Consider the following 16566-nt stretch of genomic DNA (forward strand, 5'->3'; position numbering starts at 1 on the left):
ATTGGGAAACAGTGAAAATCCTTTCAGATGCCACGGTATAAAAACCAAATAAATAGAAAAGAAAGTAAAAAAATCGGTTATAACGTACCGGGACACTTAACGCATTCTTATTAACTTGCAGACAAAAACTATGAAACAGACATCTATAGTAAGTGAACCCGCAAAAGCACCTCCTGCTGCTGCGGCGCAAAAAAAACGCCTGCTCATGTTGTTCCTGCCAGTGCTGGTTGCGGTGTTGCTGCTACTGGTGCCGGTCCCGCAAGGGCTGGAACCTCACGCATGGCACTTCTTCGCTATCTTTGTTGGGGTGATTGTTGGTTTGATCTTCGAACCGTTACCCGGTGCGGTTATCGGCCTCACTGGCGTAGTGGTTATCGCACTGTTCAGTCAGTGGCTGCTGTTCAGCCCGGCAGAACTGGCCGACCCGAAATTTAAAACGGCTACTCAGGCGTTTAAATGGGCGGTGAGCGGATTCGGTAACTCCACCGTATGGCTCATCTTCGGTGCCTTTATGTTTGCCGCTGGCTATGACAAAACGCAGTTCGGCCGCCGACTGGCGCTGATTCTGGTGAAGTATCTTGGTCGCCGCAGTCTGACGCTGGGTTACGCCATTACCTTTGCTGACCTGCTGCTGGCCCCGTTCACCCCATCTAATACCGCGCGCAGCGGGGGCACTATCTACCCGATTATTGCCAACCTGCCGCCGCTGTACGGTTCAAAACCGAATGACCCGAGCGCGCGTAAAATTGGTTCTTACCTGATGTGGGTTGCTATCACCGCCGCCTGTATCACCAGCTCGATGTTCCTGTCGGCGCTGGCCCCTAACCTGCTGGCCCTTGCGCTGGTGAAAAGCATTATCGGTTTTGATATCTCGTGGGGGATGTGGTTCCTGGCCTTCCTGCCGCTCGGCCTGCTGCTACTGCTGACCATGCCGCTGCTGGCCTACTGGCTCTACCCGCCGGAAGTGAAATTCAACGACGAAGTGCCGCGCTGGGCGATCAGCGAGCTGGAAAAACTGGGCAAACTGTCCCGTAACGAAATCCTGCTGCTGGTGTTTGTGGTCTCTGCCCTGCTGATGTGGATTTTCGCCACGGCCTGGATTGAACCGGCGATGGCCGCGCTGCTGGTGGTGGTGCTGATGCTGTGGACCGGTGTTCTTAACTGGAACGACATTACCAGCAATAAACCGGCCTGGAATACCTTCGCCTGGTTTGCCACCCTGGTCGCGCTGGCAGATGGTCTGGCACGCGTTGGCTTCATCGCCTGGCTGGGTAAAGAGGGCGGTATGCTGCTGCAGGGCTATGATCCTCAGGTCTCGGCGGTGGTGTTGATGATTGCCTTCTTCCTGCTGCACTATCTGTTTGCCAGTACCACGGCGCATACCACCGCACTGTTACCGGCCATGCTGACCATTGCGGCCTCTATTCCCGGCATCAATATGCCTGTGTTCTGCCTGATGATGTGTACTTCACTGGGCGTGATGGGCATTATCACGCCGTACGGCACCGGCCCAAGCCCGATTTACTACGGTAGCGGCTATCTGCCAACCAAAGACTACTGGCGTCTCGGCACCATCTTCGGCGCTATCTTCCTCTGCGCCATGATGCTGATTGGCTACCCGTGGATGGTGATGATGTTCTGATGCGGGATTAACGGTTAATTTCGCACTCAGACATGCAGATGTTGCACCAATGTTATACCATTCCTCACCTGCCGGCCCGAACCGGACCGGCAGGACCACAATAAAACAGATATCGCCATTAATGTTGCCGAGCCTCCGCTTCAGAGAAGGAGGGCAGCACATCATTAAGTGAGAGCACAATGTCGAAAAAACCTTTCCACTATCAGACCCCGTTCCCTCTTGCCAAAGAGGATACCGAATACTACCTGCTGACCCGCGATCACGTCTCCGTGACGGAGTTCGAAGGGCAGGAAATCTTAAAAGTTGAGCCGCAGGCCCTGACGCTGCTGGCCCAGCAGGCGTTTCACGATGCATCCTTTATGCTGCGCCCGGCCCACCAGCGTCAGGTGGCGGCGATTCTGGCAGACCCGGAAGCCAGTGAAAACGACAAGTACGTCGCCTTACAGTTTCTGAGAAACTCGGAAATCGCTGCCAAAGGTATCCTGCCGACCTGTCAGGACACCGGCACCGCGATTATCATGGGTAAAAAAGGCCAGCGCGTCTGGACCGGCGGTGGCGATGAAGCCGCTCTGGCGCAGGGTGTCTATAACACCTACACCGAAGACAACCTGCGCTACTCGCAGAATGCCCCGCTGGACATGTACAAAGAGGTCAACACCGGCACGAACCTGCCTGCACAGATCGACCTCTACAGCGTGGACGGCGATGAGTACAAATTCCTCTGCATGGCGAAAGGCGGAGGTTCCGCCAACAAAACCTATCTGTATCAGGAAACCAAGGCGCTGCTCACCCCCGGCAAACTCAAAGATTATCTGACGGAGAAGATGCGCAGCCTCGGCACGGCCGCCTGCCCGCCATACCATATCGCCTTTGTTATCGGTGGCACCTCCGCCGACAGCACGCTGAAAACGGTGAAGCTGGCCTCAACACACTACTACGACGAGCTGCCAACCGAAGGTAACGAGCACGGTCAGGCGTTCCGCGATGTTCAGCTGGAGCAGGAACTGCTGCTGGCTGCACAGCAGCTGGGCCTGGGGGCACAGTTTGGCGGTAAATACTTTGCCCACGATATCCGCGTAATCCGCCTGCCGCGTCACGGTGCCTCCTGCCCGCTGGCGATGGCAGTCTCCTGCTCCGCTGACCGTAACATCAAGGCGAAAATCAACCGCGAAGGCATCTGGATTGAGAAGCTGGAGGATAATCCGGGCCAGTACATCCCGGTTGAGCTCCGTCAGCAGGGCGAAGGCGATGTGGTGCACGTTGACCTCAACCGCCCGATGAAAGAGATTCTGGCCCAGCTGTCTGAGTACCCGGTATCAACCCGACTGTCGCTGAGCGGCACCATTATCGTTGGTCGTGATATTGCCCACGCCAAACTGAAAGAGCGGATTGATAGCGGTGAAGGCCTGCCGCAGTACATCAAGGACCATCCGATATACTATGCAGGACCGGCAAAAACACCTGAAGGCTATGCCTCCGGCTCGCTCGGCCCGACCACTGCAGGACGTATGGACTCTTACGTTGACCAGCTGCAGGCCCACGGCGGCAGCATGATCATGCTGGCGAAAGGCAACCGCAGCCAACAGGTGACCGATGCCTGCCACAAGCACGGCGGCTTCTACCTCGGCAGCATCGGCGGCCCGGCAGCCGTGCTGGCACAGCAGAGTATCAAGAGCCTGGAGTGCATTGAGTACCCTGAGCTGGGAATGGAAGCTATCTGGAAAATCGAAGTCGAAAACTTCCCGGCCTTTATTCTGGTCGATGATAAAGGCCGCGATTTCTTCCAGCAGATCCGCCAGAACCAGTGTGATAAGTGCGTGAAATAGCAGCATAACACGGCATCCCCCTGCCCTGACGGAGGGGGAGTTAATGTCACAAAAACGTCATAAATCGAATTTTCCCCTTAAGATGAGTCAGTTAGCCTTAATATCCTCTGCTTTGCCCCTCTTCCCCGATTAAAGTCGCTGCCGGTCAGGTCGATACCACTGGCGTACCGACTTAATTTATATTTCACCGGGAATTTCTGACGCTTTGAAACTTAATCATCTCTCCATCGGGCAACGCCTGGGACTGCTGGCGACCGTACTGCTGCTGTCCACCCTATTTATTGGCATTCGCGGCCTGATGGTCAATGCTGACGGGCTGAAACAGAATCAACATATTCTGGCCACGGAAGAGACCATTGCAGAAAGCATCGATACCGCGCGTAACGCGCAGGTGCAGTTTAAAATCCAGGTTCAGGAGTGGAAAAACACCCTGCTTCGCGGCACGCAGGGGCAGGATAAATTTAATAAATACCGCGACGCGTTTGTCCTGCAGAGTCAGAAAACCCAGACTCTGCTCGATCGCCTGAGTACCCTGCTGCCTCAAATCGGCATCAGCAACGCCGAAGTCCTGAAAACCCGTACACTGCATGCCGAACTGGAGCAGCACTATCTCTCCGCCCTGCAACAGTACAACCCGCAGGACAGCGACAGCGCCCACCGGGTCGACAGCCTGGTGACAGGCATTGACCGCGAACCGACCCGCATGATTGATGAGATGGTCAGCGCCACGCTGAAGCAGGCGGTGCAGATCCGCCAGCAAAGTGAGGCAGGCAATCAGCAGCGGTATCAGCAGACGCGCCTGATGCTGCTGCTGGCGATGGGGCTGACGCTGCTGGCCGGTCTTATCATCACCCTGTGGCTGATCCGCAGTATTACCCGCCCGCTGGCGCAGGCCGTAACCATCGCACGCGCAGTGGCGTCCGGGGATTTGCAGACGCCGATTGTGGTCAGCGGCCGCGATGAAACGGCCGAACTGATGCACGCCCTGCACGATATGAACGGCAACCTGACGCGCATCGTTTCCGGTGTGCGCAGCGGTACGGAAACCATCGCTGCGGCCTCCAGCGAGATCGCCACCGGCAGCCGCGAGCTGTCAACGCGTAATGAAGCCCAGGCCAGCGCCATTGTGCAAACGGCGGCATCGATGGAGGAACTGACCTCGGTGGTGAAAAACAACGCGGAGAACTCACGCATCGCCAGCGATATTTCTGTTGAGGCCTGCGCCGTCGCCAGCCAGGGCGGTGAAGTGGTGGAACAGGTGGTGCAGACCATGAGTGAGATCCACCAGTTTTCGACCGAAATCAGCAATATTATCGGCGTGATCGACAGCATCGCCTTCCAGACTAATATTCTGGCGCTGAATGCCGCCGTTGAAGCAGCCCGCGCCGGCAGCGAAGGACGCGGTTTCGCGGTCGTGGCCGCCGAAGTTCGCGCGCTGGCACAGCGCTCTGCTACTGCTGCCAGAGAGATCGGCACGCTGATCGACAGCTCGGTAACCCGGATTAATCAGGGGAATTCGCTGGTGAAAGTGGCGGGCAGCGCCATGCAGGAGATTGTCAGCAGCGTGCAGCGCGTCAGCCAGCTGGTAGAAACTATCTCCATGGCCAGCGGCGAGCAGAGCAGCGGTATCGACCAGGTGAACGTGGCGGTGGTGCATATGGATGCCGCCACTCAGCAAAACGCAACGCTGTCGCAGGCCTCAGCCGCCGCCGCAGTGGCGATGCAGCAGCAGGCGCAGCTGCTGCTGGAGATGGTGCGGGTGTTTAAACTGCGCGAGGAGTAACCCCACCTGCCCGGTGCACTGACTGACAGTGCGCCGGGTCACACCGGCCTATTCGGCCTGAGCTTCTGGCGCCACGCTTTTTTTACAGCAGAGATAAACCACCATAATCAGCGGCACCCAGCCCAGCAGGACAGAAAGTCCCAGCTGCGCATAGACAAAGGTGTCTGGTGTGGCAAACCCCCGCAGGATCTTCACCAACAGTTTGAACAGGATGGAGCAGAGAAAAACCGAACCAAACCACCAGCCGGAACGGTTAATATCGTGCATACGACGAATGCCAACGGCAACAGACGGCATCAGGAACAACAGCGCAAACAGTGACTGCGTCATCGAACCATACCACTGCGCCGAAGCGTTACCCGCCAGCATAAACAGAGTCATCACCAGTACGCCCAGCAGCAGTGACAACACAATATTGAGGCCGTAAAACAGCCAGAACTCCTTCCTGCTCGCCCGTCCCTGAAAATTCACGTAGCCTTTCCAGCCGCGCAGGTAACACTGCCATATCGTCATGTCCGCTTTCTCATTGTTGATGGTCACTCCCTGTCGATGATATTCGGTTTAAACACCCTGCGGCATTCGTTAAGGTCGTTGTTAAGGCTAATGGATGTAGAGTAGTGATAGCAATGACATTGATGGGCAACATCTTTTCAGATTAGAATTCGCCAGTCCATCAACGCTCCATCACCTGCCGGAAAAGGATCATGCGTAAATCAAGGATTGCTCTTACCGTGCTGGCGTCGCTGACCGCCAGTTTCCAGACGTTTGCCTCATCAGATATTCAGGACTGTCAGTGGGGCAGCAGCGACTGCGTTATTGTCAGCCTGCCGGTGCTGGACGTGACCAACGATACCCGCGATAACCTGTTACGCCTGGTCAGTGAAAAGAAGCACGCCACCCTGCCTGCACAGCCCCTGCCGGAGGATGTAACTCGCAGCCGTTCCTTCTTCTTCGGCTACCATGACGCTGAGCCCACCGCCGCAACCAGCCCTGCTGTCACAGAGGACGCCCTGTCTGCGACGCTGCAGGGTCAGATTGCCGCGCTGGGTCTTAACAGCAATATTCTCAAGATCACACCGATGGCGCCAGGTGAAGAGGAAAACCGTTTTGTCTCGAATACGCTGAGCACCGTTTCGCTGTTCTATGGCGCACTGCTGGCCGATACCACGCTCAGCGCAGAACAGCGCCAGGCGCTGGCCACTGCCCGTATTTCACTCGCTGACACGTCTGAATACCGCCAGCAGACGGAGTCCCTGAGTTATCCTGAAGGATCTGCTGCACGCGCTTTTCGTGACTATCTGCTGGCTGCCAGCGACTTTTATCAGGGTAACTATCCGGCCGCCGCACAGGCCTTCACCAGCCTGCAGACGGCGAAGCAGCCGTGGGTGGCAGAAACCGCCAGCTATATGCTGATGCGCACGGCGCTCAATCAGAGCAGCCAGAATGCCAGCGGGGAATATGGTGATTTCGACGTTAAAAAGATCGACAAGACGATGGCCGCCCAGGCGCTGACGGCAGCACACGCCTATCTGACGGCCTGGCCCCAGGGGCATTACGTGGCCTCGGCTCAGGGGATGATGCGCCGTATTAACTGGTATCTGGAAGACTGGGATACGCTGGCACAGCAGTATGAACAGTCACTGACCCAGGCCACCGACATGGATCACATCGTGGCCCTGATCGCGGAAAACGATCTCAAGCTGCAGAGCAAAGATCAAAGCGGCGATACGATGTTTATCAGTGCCGCCGGAGCCCCGCTGCTGACCTTTACCCAGACGCTGCGCCTGATGCGCAGCAGCGACTGCACCCCGCGCCAGCCCTGCGTTGATGCGGCCTATCTTGACAGCATCAAACCTGTTTTCGCGCAGCCCGATCGGCTACCACTTTGGCGCTACCTGACGCTGATGCAGTCATTCCGCAGCGCGGATTATCCTGCGGTGGTCGCCGCCATCAAACCGGTGGACGCCCTGCCCGCCCGTGACATTGTGCTGTTCAGTGAACAGGTGCTGTACGGCGATGCCCTGATGGCTCAGCAGCAGTGGCCTGCTGCCCGCGACCACTGGAGCCACCTGCTGAAGCTGAGTCAGGATGCCGAGCAGCAGCAGTTCCTGCAGGCCCGTCTGGCTGCGGCGCTGGTCTCCGGCAATGAAACGGCAAAAATCTTTGCCCCGGACAGTCAAGTGACCAGTCTGCGCTACCGTTCGCTGGTGCTGAAAACCCGCGCCACGCCAGACCTGCTGCGCCAGCAGGCCAGCAGTGGGCCAAACGATGAGGAACGCACGATTGCGCTGCATACCCTGCTGGTCAGGGATCTGACCGAAGCACGCTACGGTGAGTGGCTGCAGGACCGTGCCCTGAAAAGTCACATTACCCGGCCGGTAGTGGCAGAAGCCTTCAGTGACGTTCAGCTCAGCGTGTTTGACTGGACGGGTGAACAGACGGAGAAAGGCTACGCCTGCCCGACGCTGGATACCGTGGTCACCCAGTTGAACCAGCAGGCCAACAACAGCCACGCGCTGAACTGTCTGAGCGAGTTCTTCCGTACCACTCACACCTCCGTCAGTCCCTGGGCCGACAGCGGCGGTAACGGCTCGCTGGATAACAGCGTGGCCGTTGATAAACGCCCCGGTCAGCCCGACCGCCAGCACTATTACCAGCAGGTGATCGGCAACAGCAAAACGGAACCGGAAGATAAAAGCTATGCGCTGTATCGCGCCGTGATGTGCTATGCCCCTTCCGGATACAACGACTGCGGGGGCAGCGAGGTTGATAAGAAGCAGCGCCAGCGCTGGTTCACACAGCTGAAAAAACAGTATCCGGGAAGCCCGTGGGCAGACAAGCTCAAATACTACTGGTAAGCCTGCTGCTGGCAGCACTGTGTGCGTTTCCTGCTCGTGCTGCACAGCAGGTTAACGCCGCTGACTATCAGGCATTCTGGCTCTGGTCAGGCGTGCGTCCCGGCCCGGAACTGCGCGCGGCACACACCGTCTATCTGCATCAGGGAGAGGTGGTGAGCCGCCGGGGTCAGGCGGTGTTTGACCGGCTGGGATTGCCGGTCAGCCGCCTGACGTTCCCGCAGGTCTGGATCACCGTACGTATGGAAACGCTGGAGGTCCCGGACGAGATGCTGGAGCGTATGGTGCGGCTGACGCAGCGCTGGGTACAGGCGGGGAATCAGGTGGTGGGATTGCAGATTGATTTTGATGCTGCCACCCACCGACTCGATCAGTACAGCCAGTTTCTGCAGCGCCTGAGAAAGGTGCTGCCTGCTCAATTCTCCCTCGGCGTCACCGGCCTGCTGGACTGGGCGAAAACCGGCAATGTCGCCACGCTGAATGCGTTACCGGTGGATGAGCTGGTGATCCAGAGCTATCAGGGCCGCCGGACGGTGAGCCGCTACGCCGACTATTTTCCGGCGCTGGCGGGCCTGCGTATTCCCTTCCGCCTCGGACTGGTGCAGCACGGCCGCTGGGACAAACAGGACGAACAGCGTCTGCTGGCTTCCCCCTGGTATCGCGGCAGCGTGGTGTTTATCCTCAATCCTGAATAATGATTTATTATGCAAATAAAACAGATAATAAATCATTATTCATTGTCCTCTGACCATAAATCTCGCATACTCTGACACTCTTATTTTTTACTTCGCAAGGCAAAGGGCTGTAATGATTCAGAAATATCGCGTGTTTATCGACGGTCAGGCGGGCACCACCGGTTTGCAGATCCAGCAGCGTTTAGCCCGCCATCCTCAGATTGAAATGCTCAACATTGATGAGGCACAGCGTAAAGATGCCGCTGCCCGTCAGGCGCTGATGAAACAGGCTGATGTCACGATCCTTTGCCTGCCCGATGCCGCTGCGCGTGAAGCCGTGGCGCTGGCCGATGCCGCAGGCGCGCGCGTGCTGGACGCCAGCTCGGCGCACCGCGTTGAATCGGGCTGGGTCTATGGCCTGCCGGAACTGGCCGCCGGTCAGCGCGAGAAGATCCGCACCGCCAGCCACGTCTCTAATCCGGGCTGTTATGCCACGGGAGCCATTGCCCTGCTGGCCCCGCTGACGCAGAGCGGCCTGCTGCCGGCTGACCAGTCGCTGGCCATCAATGCCGTCTCCGGGTACAGCGGCGGTGGTAAGGCGATGATCGAAAAATATCAGCAGGCGGGTACCGGTTTTGCCGCTTACGGGCTGGGCTTCGATCATAAACACCTGAAGGAGATTCAGGCCTGGGGAGGTCTGAGCAGCCGCCCCATCTTCCAGCCTTCAGTGGGTGACTATGCGCAGGGGATGCTGGTGTTTATTCCTCTGAACAACAGCGATGGTGCTGCCCTGCAGCAGGCGCTGGCCAGTTTCTATGCCGGTCAGCGCTTTATTAAGGTGCATGAACTGAACACCCTGGATGCCGACACGGCACCGTACCTGCTGCCGGAGGCGCTGAACAATACCAATAATATGGAACTGTTCGTCTTCAGCCACGCCCAGCAGCAGCAAAGTATTCTGGTCGCCAGACTGGATAACCTGGGCAAAGGCGCGTCAGGTGCGGCGGTACAGAACCTGAACCTGATGCTCGGCCTGCCGGAAGAGACCTGCGTGAATCTTTAGTCACCCTCTCGGGGGCGAGACAGGCCCCCGCTCCCCGCCGTATCCCGTCCCTTTTACGGTGCAAAACCCTTACCTGACTCACATTTTCTCTCTCCATTCCCTGATCATTTAACCAAAATCGTCTAAAGTTTTAATCTGCTCAACTACTTACAGATCGCCTCTGGTCTGGACATGGAGAATGGCTAATGAGAAGAGTCGAACAACGTCAACGGAATTTCAGCCTGTTTACCCCCCTGTTACTGACCGCCGCTTTGAGCGCCAGCTTCTCGCTGCAGGCGGAAGAAAACCAGCGCATGCTGAGTAACTATCCGCAGCCGCCCGATATTCGCCTTGGGCCGCTATTCCACGCTGTACAGGCAGCAAAACTCTATCCCGACCAGAAAACGTTTGCCGACGCCGTGCCTAAGCAGGATCCCACCGCGATCCTCAGCGACTGGCAGATGCAGAAACAGCAGAGCAACTTCGATCTGAAGCGTTTTGTTGCCACCAACTTCACCCTGCCTGCCGAAGGCGATAAGTATGTTCCACCCGCCGGTCAGAGCCTGCGTGAGCATATTAACGGCCTGTGGCCGGTACTGACGCGTTCCGCCAGCCAGGCCAATAAGTGGGACTCTCTGCTGCCGCTGCCAAAACCGTATGTAGTGCCGGGAGGCCGTTTCCGCGAAGTCTATTACTGGGACAGCTATTTCACCATGCTCGGCCTGGCAGAGAGCGGACACTGGGACCGGGTACAGGATATGGTGGATAACTTTGCCGCCGAGCTGGATAAATACGGCCATATTCCCAACGGGAACCGCAGCTACTATCTCAGCCGCTCGCAGCCGCCGTTCTTCAGCATGATGGTGGACCTGCTGGCAAAACATGACGGTGAAGATGTTTACCGCAAGTATCTGCCGCAGTTGGAGAAAGAGTATAACTACTGGATGGCGGATGCCGACAGCGCTTCGCTGGCGGCCGGGTCGGCCAGCAAGCGTGTGGTGAAGCTGAAAGACGGCACCGTCCTGAACCGCTACTGGGACGCACGCGATGTTCCACGTACCGAATCCTACATGGATGATATCGCCACGGCCGAAAAAGCCCCGCAGCGTGATAAAGCCGGGCTGTATCGCGATTTGCGCGCCGGGGCAGCATCGGGCTGGGACTTCAGCTCGCGCTGGTTCGATAAACCCGGTGACCTCGCCACCATCCACACCACGCGCATCGTGCCGGTCGATCTGAACGCCCTGATGTTCCACCTGGAAAATACCCTCGCTCACGCCTATCAGGTGGCAAAAAATGAGGATGCCAGCAAACGGCTGAGCGAACGCGCCGCCCAGCGACGTGATGCCATAAATCGCTACCTGTGGGATGAAAAGCAGGGCTGGTACGCGGATTATGACTGGCAGAAAGCGCAGGTACGCCCGCAGCTGACGGCGGCATCGCTGTTCCCGCTCTATCTGCAGGCCGCGACCGATGAGCATGCCAGCCGCACTGCTGATGCTGTCAAAGCACAGCTGCTGAAAGAAGGCGGGCTGGTCACCACCACGGTCAACAACGGCCAGCAGTGGGACGCGCCTAACGGCTGGGCACCTCTGCAGTGGGCCGCCGTTGAGGGGCTGAATCACTATGGCAAGCAGGATCTGGCGAAAGAGATCGGCATGCGCTTCCTGCAAAACGTGCAGGCCACCTACGATAAAGAGCACAAGCTGGTTGAGAAGTACGTGGTGGAAGGCAAAGGGCTGGGCGGAGGGGGCGGCGGTGAGTATCCCTTACAGGATGGCTTTGGCTGGACCAACGGCGTCACCCTGAAACTGATGGACCTTTACTGCCCGAAAGGCGTGACCTGTAATAACGTCGGAGATATCAGCGCAGCAAAACCGGCAAAGTAGTCTGACCCGGATTTAGCGCAAAAAAAGGGAGGCTGAGCCTCCCTTTTTTATACATCTGGCGCTAACTGCGGACTTTACGGTAGATCCACAGCACCACAATGGCACCAATTACCGCAACAACAAAGCTGCCGAAGTTAAATCCGTCGACCCTGCCAAAGCCAAAGAAGGTGCTGATCCAGCCACCTACAACGGCACCGACCACACCCAAAACAACCGTGATAATGAAACCACCGCCGTCTTTACCTGGCATAATCCACTTGGCGATAATACCGGCGATCAGACCAAAAATGATCCATGAAAGAATACCCATTGATAACTCCTTAATCTCTTCTGATGTTGTGCAGTGCCTGATAAATCGCACTAAGTATAGGCGAGGTTTCTAAGTCTGTGATTTAAATCCAAACTTTCTTCTGTTTTTTTTTAGTCAATCGCTATCAAGCCCGCGTCAGGAATGCCGATAAACGTTACAGGGTCGCTAACGCGCATGATTTGCTATTCGCCTGGAGCCGGATGTGAAAGAGGACGACAAAGAACAATATCTGAAACGTGGGCCGCTGGCGGTTCTTGGAGTACTGCGCGATTTGCAGGAAAATCAAACCCCCATCATGGTGACACACGGGCGCGGTCAGTTCATCACACGACTGCTGCACGCTGACAAAGAGAGTATGGTGTTCGATTTCGGCAGCAATGATTACGATAACCAGCTGGCGAAGGACGCTCACGACCTGCACATCAGCGCTGAAACGCGCGGAGCCAAAGTTGAGTTAGCCCTGTCCTCTCTTCGTCTTTCGGAATATGAAGGACTGCCGGCTTTCTCCGCCGATCTCCCTGAGCTGCTGTGGATGATCCAGCGCCGGGAGTTTTTCCGCGTCATGGCTCCACTGAATCCCGTATTTTATTGCTATATCACCTGGCCTGATGGTTCGGGTGAAAGCCGCATGCGCCTGCAGGATCTGTCGCTGGGTGGGATTGGCGTGCTGTCTGACAGCGTACTGCCGGAGACGCTGAAAGACGGTGACAGCATTAAACAGCTGCGCGTCGAAATGGAGGAATATGGCCGTTTTGAAGTCGATGTGCAGCTGATCGCCATTGGTAAACGCAGCGTGGTGGGCAACAAAAACGAGACCATTGTTAATCCGCGTCTCAGTTTCCGTTTTCTGTCCCTGAATGCCAGTCAGGAACGCGCGCTACAACAGGTGATTTTCTCGCTGGAGCGGCTGGCCCGTGATAAAGCCAACCGTTTCCAGTGATCATCAGATAGTGCGATAGGCGGTTGTGACCTTCCACAGGTAACGCGGCGCCTGGGCTGCCGGATGTTTATTCTGCACATGCTGATAAAAGGCTTCTGGCGTCATGGCGTTGATCATCGCAATCGCCCGGTCACGGTCGCGTGAGAAGGTGCGCAGCAGCGCTCCGGCGCCGTTAGCGTAAGAAACGATGGTCGCATAGCGCAGGGTTTTCGGATCGCGGATCCCCGCCAGCTGCTGCTCCTGAAGGATACGCAGATAGGCCGTACCAATATCAATATTCTTCACCGGATCGCGCAGTTCAGACTTGCTGGGCTGCCCGCGCAGCCCCTTTGAACGATAAACTTCCCGCCCGGCCGTTGAGGCCTTAATCTGCATCAGGCCGATGGCGTTTGACCGGCTGACTGCGCCAGGGTTGCCACCCGACTCCACGGCAATAATCGCTTCAACCAGTCGTTGATCCACACCGTTGCGCTGAGCGGCCTGCTCGGTCATCATCGACCACGCGCTGGCCACCTGTGAAGGCGGAGCCTGGATCAACGGGGTGTCAGGCTGACGAACAATTTTTCTCTGGGGTTCACTGGCACAGCCAGCCAGCAATAATGCGGCGATCATCGCCGCGGTTTTCACGCTTTTTCTCACGCTTTTATTATCCTCTGAGCCTTAGCTTCACACCTATCATACGGGTTGCCAGTCATTAGAAAATTACCGTAACTCTTAAATTGTGCTGTGCTTTGATGACTTTACGCCCGCTATTCGTCATCATCGAATTTATTGGACAGCGTTGGATTGAAAATAATTCACTCCCGGCGCACAAAAAAACATCAAAGTGGGCATTATGGCGACAACTCCCCGACATATTCACCTGGTGGCACCTTCTGGCTACTGCCACAATCCTGCGGCAGCGGCGCGCGGCGTCGCCCGTTTGCAGGCTGACGGCCACCGGGTAGAGAACAGCGGCATTATTGCGCGGCGCGAGCAGCGTTTTGCCGGTAGCGACAGCCAGCGGCTGGCCGATATCAACGACCTGACACAGCTTAATCCGTTACCGGACATCATTCTGGCCGTACGCGGTGGCTATGGTGCCACGCGTCTGCTGCCGTTTATCGACTACCCGGCATTGCGTTCACGCCTGGCCGATGCCCCAACAGCGCTGTGCGGCCACAGTGATTTCACGGCGATTCAGCTGGCACTGCTGACGCAAAGCGGCGTGAAAAGCTTCAGCGCGCCGATGCTGGCAGGCAATTTTGGCGCTGAGGTTTTGTCTGAATTTACCGTTGAACACTTCTGGCGCGCGCTAACTTCGCCTAAATTAACTCTTAACTGGACGACAGTCTCACAACAGGTTCAGGCATCCGGCACCGTATGGGGCGGTAACCTGGCAATGATTACCTCACTGATTGGTACCCCCTGGATGCCCGACATTCGCGGCGGTATTTTGGTGATCGAGGATGTTAATGAACACCCTTTCCGCATTGAACGGATGCTGTTACAGCTGCATCAGTGCGGTATTCTCGCCCGCCAGAGTGCCATTGTCACCGGCAGCTTTAGCGGAACGACTTCGACTGACTATGACAACGGCTACGACTTCAGCAGCGTCTGGAACCTGATACGCGATATGACCGGTCTCCCGGTTGTGACTGACCTGCAGTTTGGCCACAGTGCCGATACCGTCACCCTGCCCCTGGGCGCCCGGGGTTTACTGACGGTAGAAGATACCGCCGCTTCGCTCCAGATTTCAGGATATCCAGTGCTGCGCTGATCGTTGGGAGCGCAGGTATGAAACAGTTGTATGAAGACCTCTGGGTTTCCACTCCAGAGTTTCCCGCCAGTGAAGACGAACCCGTCCTGATGATGCACGGCTTTTTATTGCAGCATCTGCGTGGAAACATGCTGATTTCCAGGGTTGAAAACCCGGAGGACCACCAGACGATCGCCGAATGTGGCGGGATGATCCGCCATTATCTTACCCACTGGCATGAAGCCGGTCCGGCCACACGCCTGTTGCAGCAGCGGTTTAATTCCGCGCTCTATTGCCATGCACGGGCGTTAGGCCAGGTCAGCCATTTTGCAGAAGCCGACGACACCTTCAATAGCGCTGAAGTCCACTGTGGCAGTTTTCATGTCGTCCCGACGCCCGGTCATACTCCCGGCAGTACCAGCTACCTGTACGCCTCTCCATATGGCAAAACCTACTTGTTTGTCGGTGACACTGTCACGTTGTCTCACGGCCGCTGGGTGACCGTGCTGGTTGAAGAGAGCAATGAAAATGCGCTACGTCAGACGCTGGAATTTTATCGCGCGCTGCGTCCTGACGTGGTGCTGATGGGAACCACCATCGGGCATCTGGCCTGGCAGGAAGTGGACGTGCGCCAGTGGCTGGCGCTGCTGGATGAGGCGGAAAATAATGTGCTGGACCTGCGCCAGTCTGTCGGGCAGACCGGCATCCATTAGTTACACCTGCGGTCTGGTGACGGCCATGATGAACAACATCGGCCGTTCCCGCTCTTCCGCCAGCGCTGGCTGCTGTGCAATCTGCTGCGGCGTTGGCCCCCACTCGTTCAGCGCCGTTATGATGAACCCGGCGTCAATAAGCTGAGTCACCCAGCTCCCCAGCGTGCGGTGGTGTTTGATTACCCCATCGGCAAACCAGTTCGTTACGCGCTCGCCTTCACGCTGGTAATCACTGAGCGGCCAGTTTTTTTGCTGTTGCGCATCAATTTTCCAGCCCGGATGGCGCGGCGCGGTATAGATCGGATGTTCAGCCGTAAAGATAAACTGCCCACCCGGCTTCAGCGCCGCGAACACATTACGCAACAGCGCCGGAAGAGCCTCAACATAGTGCAGCGCCAGCGCGCTCCAGGCGAGATCGTACTGCTGAAGGGGAAGTTGTAGCGTTTCCAGATCGGCACGCTGCCAGTCAATCGCCGGGTCATCCCCCAGCGAGACGGCTTTCGCCAGCATCTTTTCAGAAACATCCAGCGCCAGCACTGACGCAGCGCCCTGCTGACAGGCATAGCGGCTGAACCAGCCATAGCCGCACCCGAGGTCAACAATATTGCGGTTCTTCAGTACAGGCAGCAACGCCTGCACGGCGGGCCACTCCGGCGCGCCTTCAAGTCCCTGCGTCGAACGGTTTAATGTGGCATACCCGGCGAAAAAGGCCGGATTGTCATAAATATTTTGTGCCATAGATGGTTCCCTTTATCCGTTACGTCTGTGTCATCGACACAGACGGCGTTATTTTAGCCACAAGGGCGATAAAGAGAAACAGTTTCACTGCGGGGCGATAAGCGGAACGATTAGTTTTTTAGCCGGGACATGCCCTTAACCTCATCCAGATTGACTGCCTGAGTTCGTCCGGTCGCATCGGTGTAGACCAGCATCCGGCTAGCTTTATCCAGATGGGGTTTTCCCTCCACAACGACCGTGCTGCCATCGCGCATATGCATAATATGGTCACTGCTACAGCTGGCCAGCAACCCGACCATCAACAGCAACAAACAGCCTGCAATTCCTTTGTTCATAGGATTCTCCTTGTTAAGCCGTTTTCTATTTTAGTCCCACACCCGACCCGGTTTTGCTGTTTGCTGCCTTTCTTTGCATTC

At 56.8% G+C, this 16566-nt stretch carries 15 protein-coding genes; 10 read left to right on the top strand and 5 right to left on the bottom strand.

Going from position 1 to position 16566, the window contains the following annotated elements; genetic code table 11:
• Nucleotides 1-130: 130 nt before the first annotated feature.
• The 3 genes from ABEH87_RS05495 (at nt 131) to ABEH87_RS05505 (ending at nt 5251) form a co-directional block, all read left to right on the top strand.
• Nucleotides 131-1642, top strand: coding sequence for a DASS family sodium-coupled anion symporter (locus ABEH87_RS05495; RefSeq protein WP_346574662.1), 1512 nt, complete (start codon nt 131-133; stop codon nt 1640-1642).
• Between the two features lie 179 nt (nt 1643-1821).
• Nucleotides 1822-3468: a class I fumarate hydratase FumA gene (fumA, locus tag ABEH87_RS05500; protein WP_346574664.1), complete on the top strand. Its 1647-nt coding sequence runs from the start codon at nt 1822-1824 to the stop codon at nt 3466-3468.
• 205 nt (nt 3469-3673) lie between these two features.
• Nucleotides 3674-5251: a methyl-accepting chemotaxis protein gene (locus ABEH87_RS05505; protein WP_346574666.1), complete on the top strand. Its 1578-nt coding sequence runs from the start codon at nt 3674-3676 to the stop codon at nt 5249-5251.
• A gap of 48 nt (nt 5252-5299) precedes the next feature.
• Here the strand turns inward: ABEH87_RS05505 and ABEH87_RS05510 are convergent, their stop codons facing one another.
• Nucleotides 5300-5764 carry a DUF805 domain-containing protein gene (locus ABEH87_RS05510; protein ID WP_346574668.1) on the bottom strand — a complete coding sequence of 155 codons (465 nt, stop codon included), beginning with the start codon at nt 5762-5764 and terminating at the stop codon, nt 5300-5302.
• A 188-nt stretch (nt 5765-5952) separates the two neighbouring features.
• On the opposite strand from ABEH87_RS05510, the gene ABEH87_RS05515 reads away from it, so the two are divergent.
• From ABEH87_RS05515 to treA, 4 genes are all read left to right on the top strand, one after another.
• Entirely contained in the window at nt 5953-8109 is a 2157-nt protein-coding gene (locus tag ABEH87_RS05515; protein ID WP_346576146.1) for a hypothetical protein, read from the top strand.
• Nucleotides 8079-8801 (top strand): DUF3142 domain-containing protein, encoded by a 723-nt coding sequence (locus tag ABEH87_RS05520; protein WP_346574670.1) that lies wholly within the window; start codon nt 8079-8081, stop codon nt 8799-8801. Before ABEH87_RS05515 ends, ABEH87_RS05520 begins: the two co-directional genes overlap by 31 nt.
• 112 nt (nt 8802-8913) lie before the next feature.
• Nucleotides 8914-9843 (top strand): N-acetyl-gamma-glutamyl-phosphate reductase, encoded by a 930-nt coding sequence (argC, locus tag ABEH87_RS05525; protein WP_346574672.1) that lies wholly within the window; start codon nt 8914-8916, stop codon nt 9841-9843.
• Nucleotides 9844-10028: 185 nt separating this feature from the next.
• Nucleotides 10029-11711: an alpha,alpha-trehalase TreA gene (treA, locus tag ABEH87_RS05530; protein ID WP_346574674.1), complete on the top strand. Its 1683-nt coding sequence runs from the start codon at nt 10029-10031 to the stop codon at nt 11709-11711.
• 61 nt (nt 11712-11772) lie between these two features.
• On the opposite strand, the gene ABEH87_RS05535 is transcribed toward treA, so the two are convergent.
• Nucleotides 11773-12021: a GlsB/YeaQ/YmgE family stress response membrane protein gene (locus tag ABEH87_RS05535; RefSeq protein ID WP_154751490.1), complete on the bottom strand. Its 249-nt coding sequence runs from the start codon at nt 12019-12021 to the stop codon at nt 11773-11775.
• A gap of 202 nt (nt 12022-12223) precedes the next feature.
• On the opposite strand from ABEH87_RS05535, the gene ABEH87_RS05540 reads away from it, so the two are divergent.
• Entirely contained in the window at nt 12224-12961 is a 738-nt protein-coding gene (locus tag ABEH87_RS05540; protein WP_346574676.1) for a flagellar regulator YcgR PilZN domain-containing protein, read from the top strand.
• A 3-nt stretch (nt 12962-12964) separates the two neighbouring features.
• On the opposite strand, the gene emtA is transcribed toward ABEH87_RS05540, so the two are convergent.
• Nucleotides 12965-13600, bottom strand: coding sequence for a membrane-bound lytic murein transglycosylase EmtA (gene emtA, locus ABEH87_RS05545; protein ID WP_346574678.1), 636 nt, complete (start codon nt 13598-13600; stop codon nt 12965-12967).
• Nucleotides 13601-13796: 196 nt separating this feature from the next.
• Here emtA and ldcA point away from each other — a divergent pair, with 196 nt between their 5' ends.
• Together ldcA and ABEH87_RS05555 are read left to right on the top strand one after the other, a co-directional pair.
• Nucleotides 13797-14720 (top strand): muramoyltetrapeptide carboxypeptidase, encoded by a 924-nt coding sequence (gene ldcA, locus ABEH87_RS05550; protein WP_346574680.1) that lies wholly within the window; start codon nt 13797-13799, stop codon nt 14718-14720.
• 17 nt (nt 14721-14737) lie between these two features.
• On the top strand, nt 14738-15412 hold the full coding sequence (locus tag ABEH87_RS05555; RefSeq protein WP_346574682.1) for an MBL fold metallo-hydrolase: 675 nt from the start codon (nt 14738-14740) through the stop codon (nt 15410-15412).
• Here the strand turns inward: ABEH87_RS05555 and ABEH87_RS05560 are convergent, their stop codons facing one another.
• Together ABEH87_RS05560 and ABEH87_RS05565 are read right to left on the bottom strand one after the other, a co-directional pair.
• The gene (locus ABEH87_RS05560) at nt 15413-16150 is read right to left on the bottom strand and encodes a class I SAM-dependent methyltransferase (RefSeq protein WP_346574684.1); all 738 of its coding nucleotides are present in this window, start codon (nt 16148-16150) and stop codon (nt 15413-15415) included.
• Between the two features lie 110 nt (nt 16151-16260).
• Entirely contained in the window at nt 16261-16485 is a 225-nt protein-coding gene (locus ABEH87_RS05565; RefSeq protein WP_346574686.1) for a YgdI/YgdR family lipoprotein, read from the bottom strand.
• Nucleotides 16486-16566 lie beyond the last annotated feature (81 nt).

It is taken from the genome of Erwinia sp. Eh17-17 (assembly GCF_039675725.1).
GTDB lineage: Bacteria > Pseudomonadota > Gammaproteobacteria > Enterobacterales > Enterobacteriaceae > Erwinia.

What these genes read in the sequence shown, in the direction of transcription:
- ABEH87_RS05495 (WP_346574662.1), top strand. Translation starts at nt 131, where the DNA reads ATGAAACAGACATCTATAGTAAGTGAACCCGCAAAAGCACCTCCTGCT.
- fumA (WP_346574664.1), top strand. Translation starts at nt 1,822, where the DNA reads ATGTCGAAAAAACCTTTCCACTATCAGACCCCGTTCCCTCTTGCCAAA.
- ABEH87_RS05510 (WP_346574668.1), bottom strand. Translation starts at nt 5,764, where the DNA reads ATGACGATATGGCAGTGTTACCTGCGCGGCTGGAAAGGCTACGTGAAT.
- argC (WP_346574672.1), top strand. Translation starts at nt 8,914, where the DNA reads ATGATTCAGAAATATCGCGTGTTTATCGACGGTCAGGCGGGCACCACC.
- treA (WP_346574674.1), top strand. Translation starts at nt 10,029, where the DNA reads ATGAGAAGAGTCGAACAACGTCAACGGAATTTCAGCCTGTTTACCCCC.
- ABEH87_RS05535 (WP_154751490.1), bottom strand. Translation starts at nt 12,021, where the DNA reads ATGGGTATTCTTTCATGGATCATTTTTGGTCTGATCGCCGGTATTATC.
- ldcA (WP_346574680.1), top strand. Translation starts at nt 13,797, where the DNA reads ATGGCGACAACTCCCCGACATATTCACCTGGTGGCACCTTCTGGCTAC.
- ABEH87_RS05555 (WP_346574682.1), top strand. Translation starts at nt 14,738, where the DNA reads ATGAAACAGTTGTATGAAGACCTCTGGGTTTCCACTCCAGAGTTTCCC.
- ABEH87_RS05560 (WP_346574684.1), bottom strand. Translation starts at nt 16,150, where the DNA reads ATGGCACAAAATATTTATGACAATCCGGCCTTTTTCGCCGGGTATGCC.
- ABEH87_RS05565 (WP_346574686.1), bottom strand. Translation starts at nt 16,485, where the DNA reads ATGAACAAAGGAATTGCAGGCTGTTTGTTGCTGTTGATGGTCGGGTTG.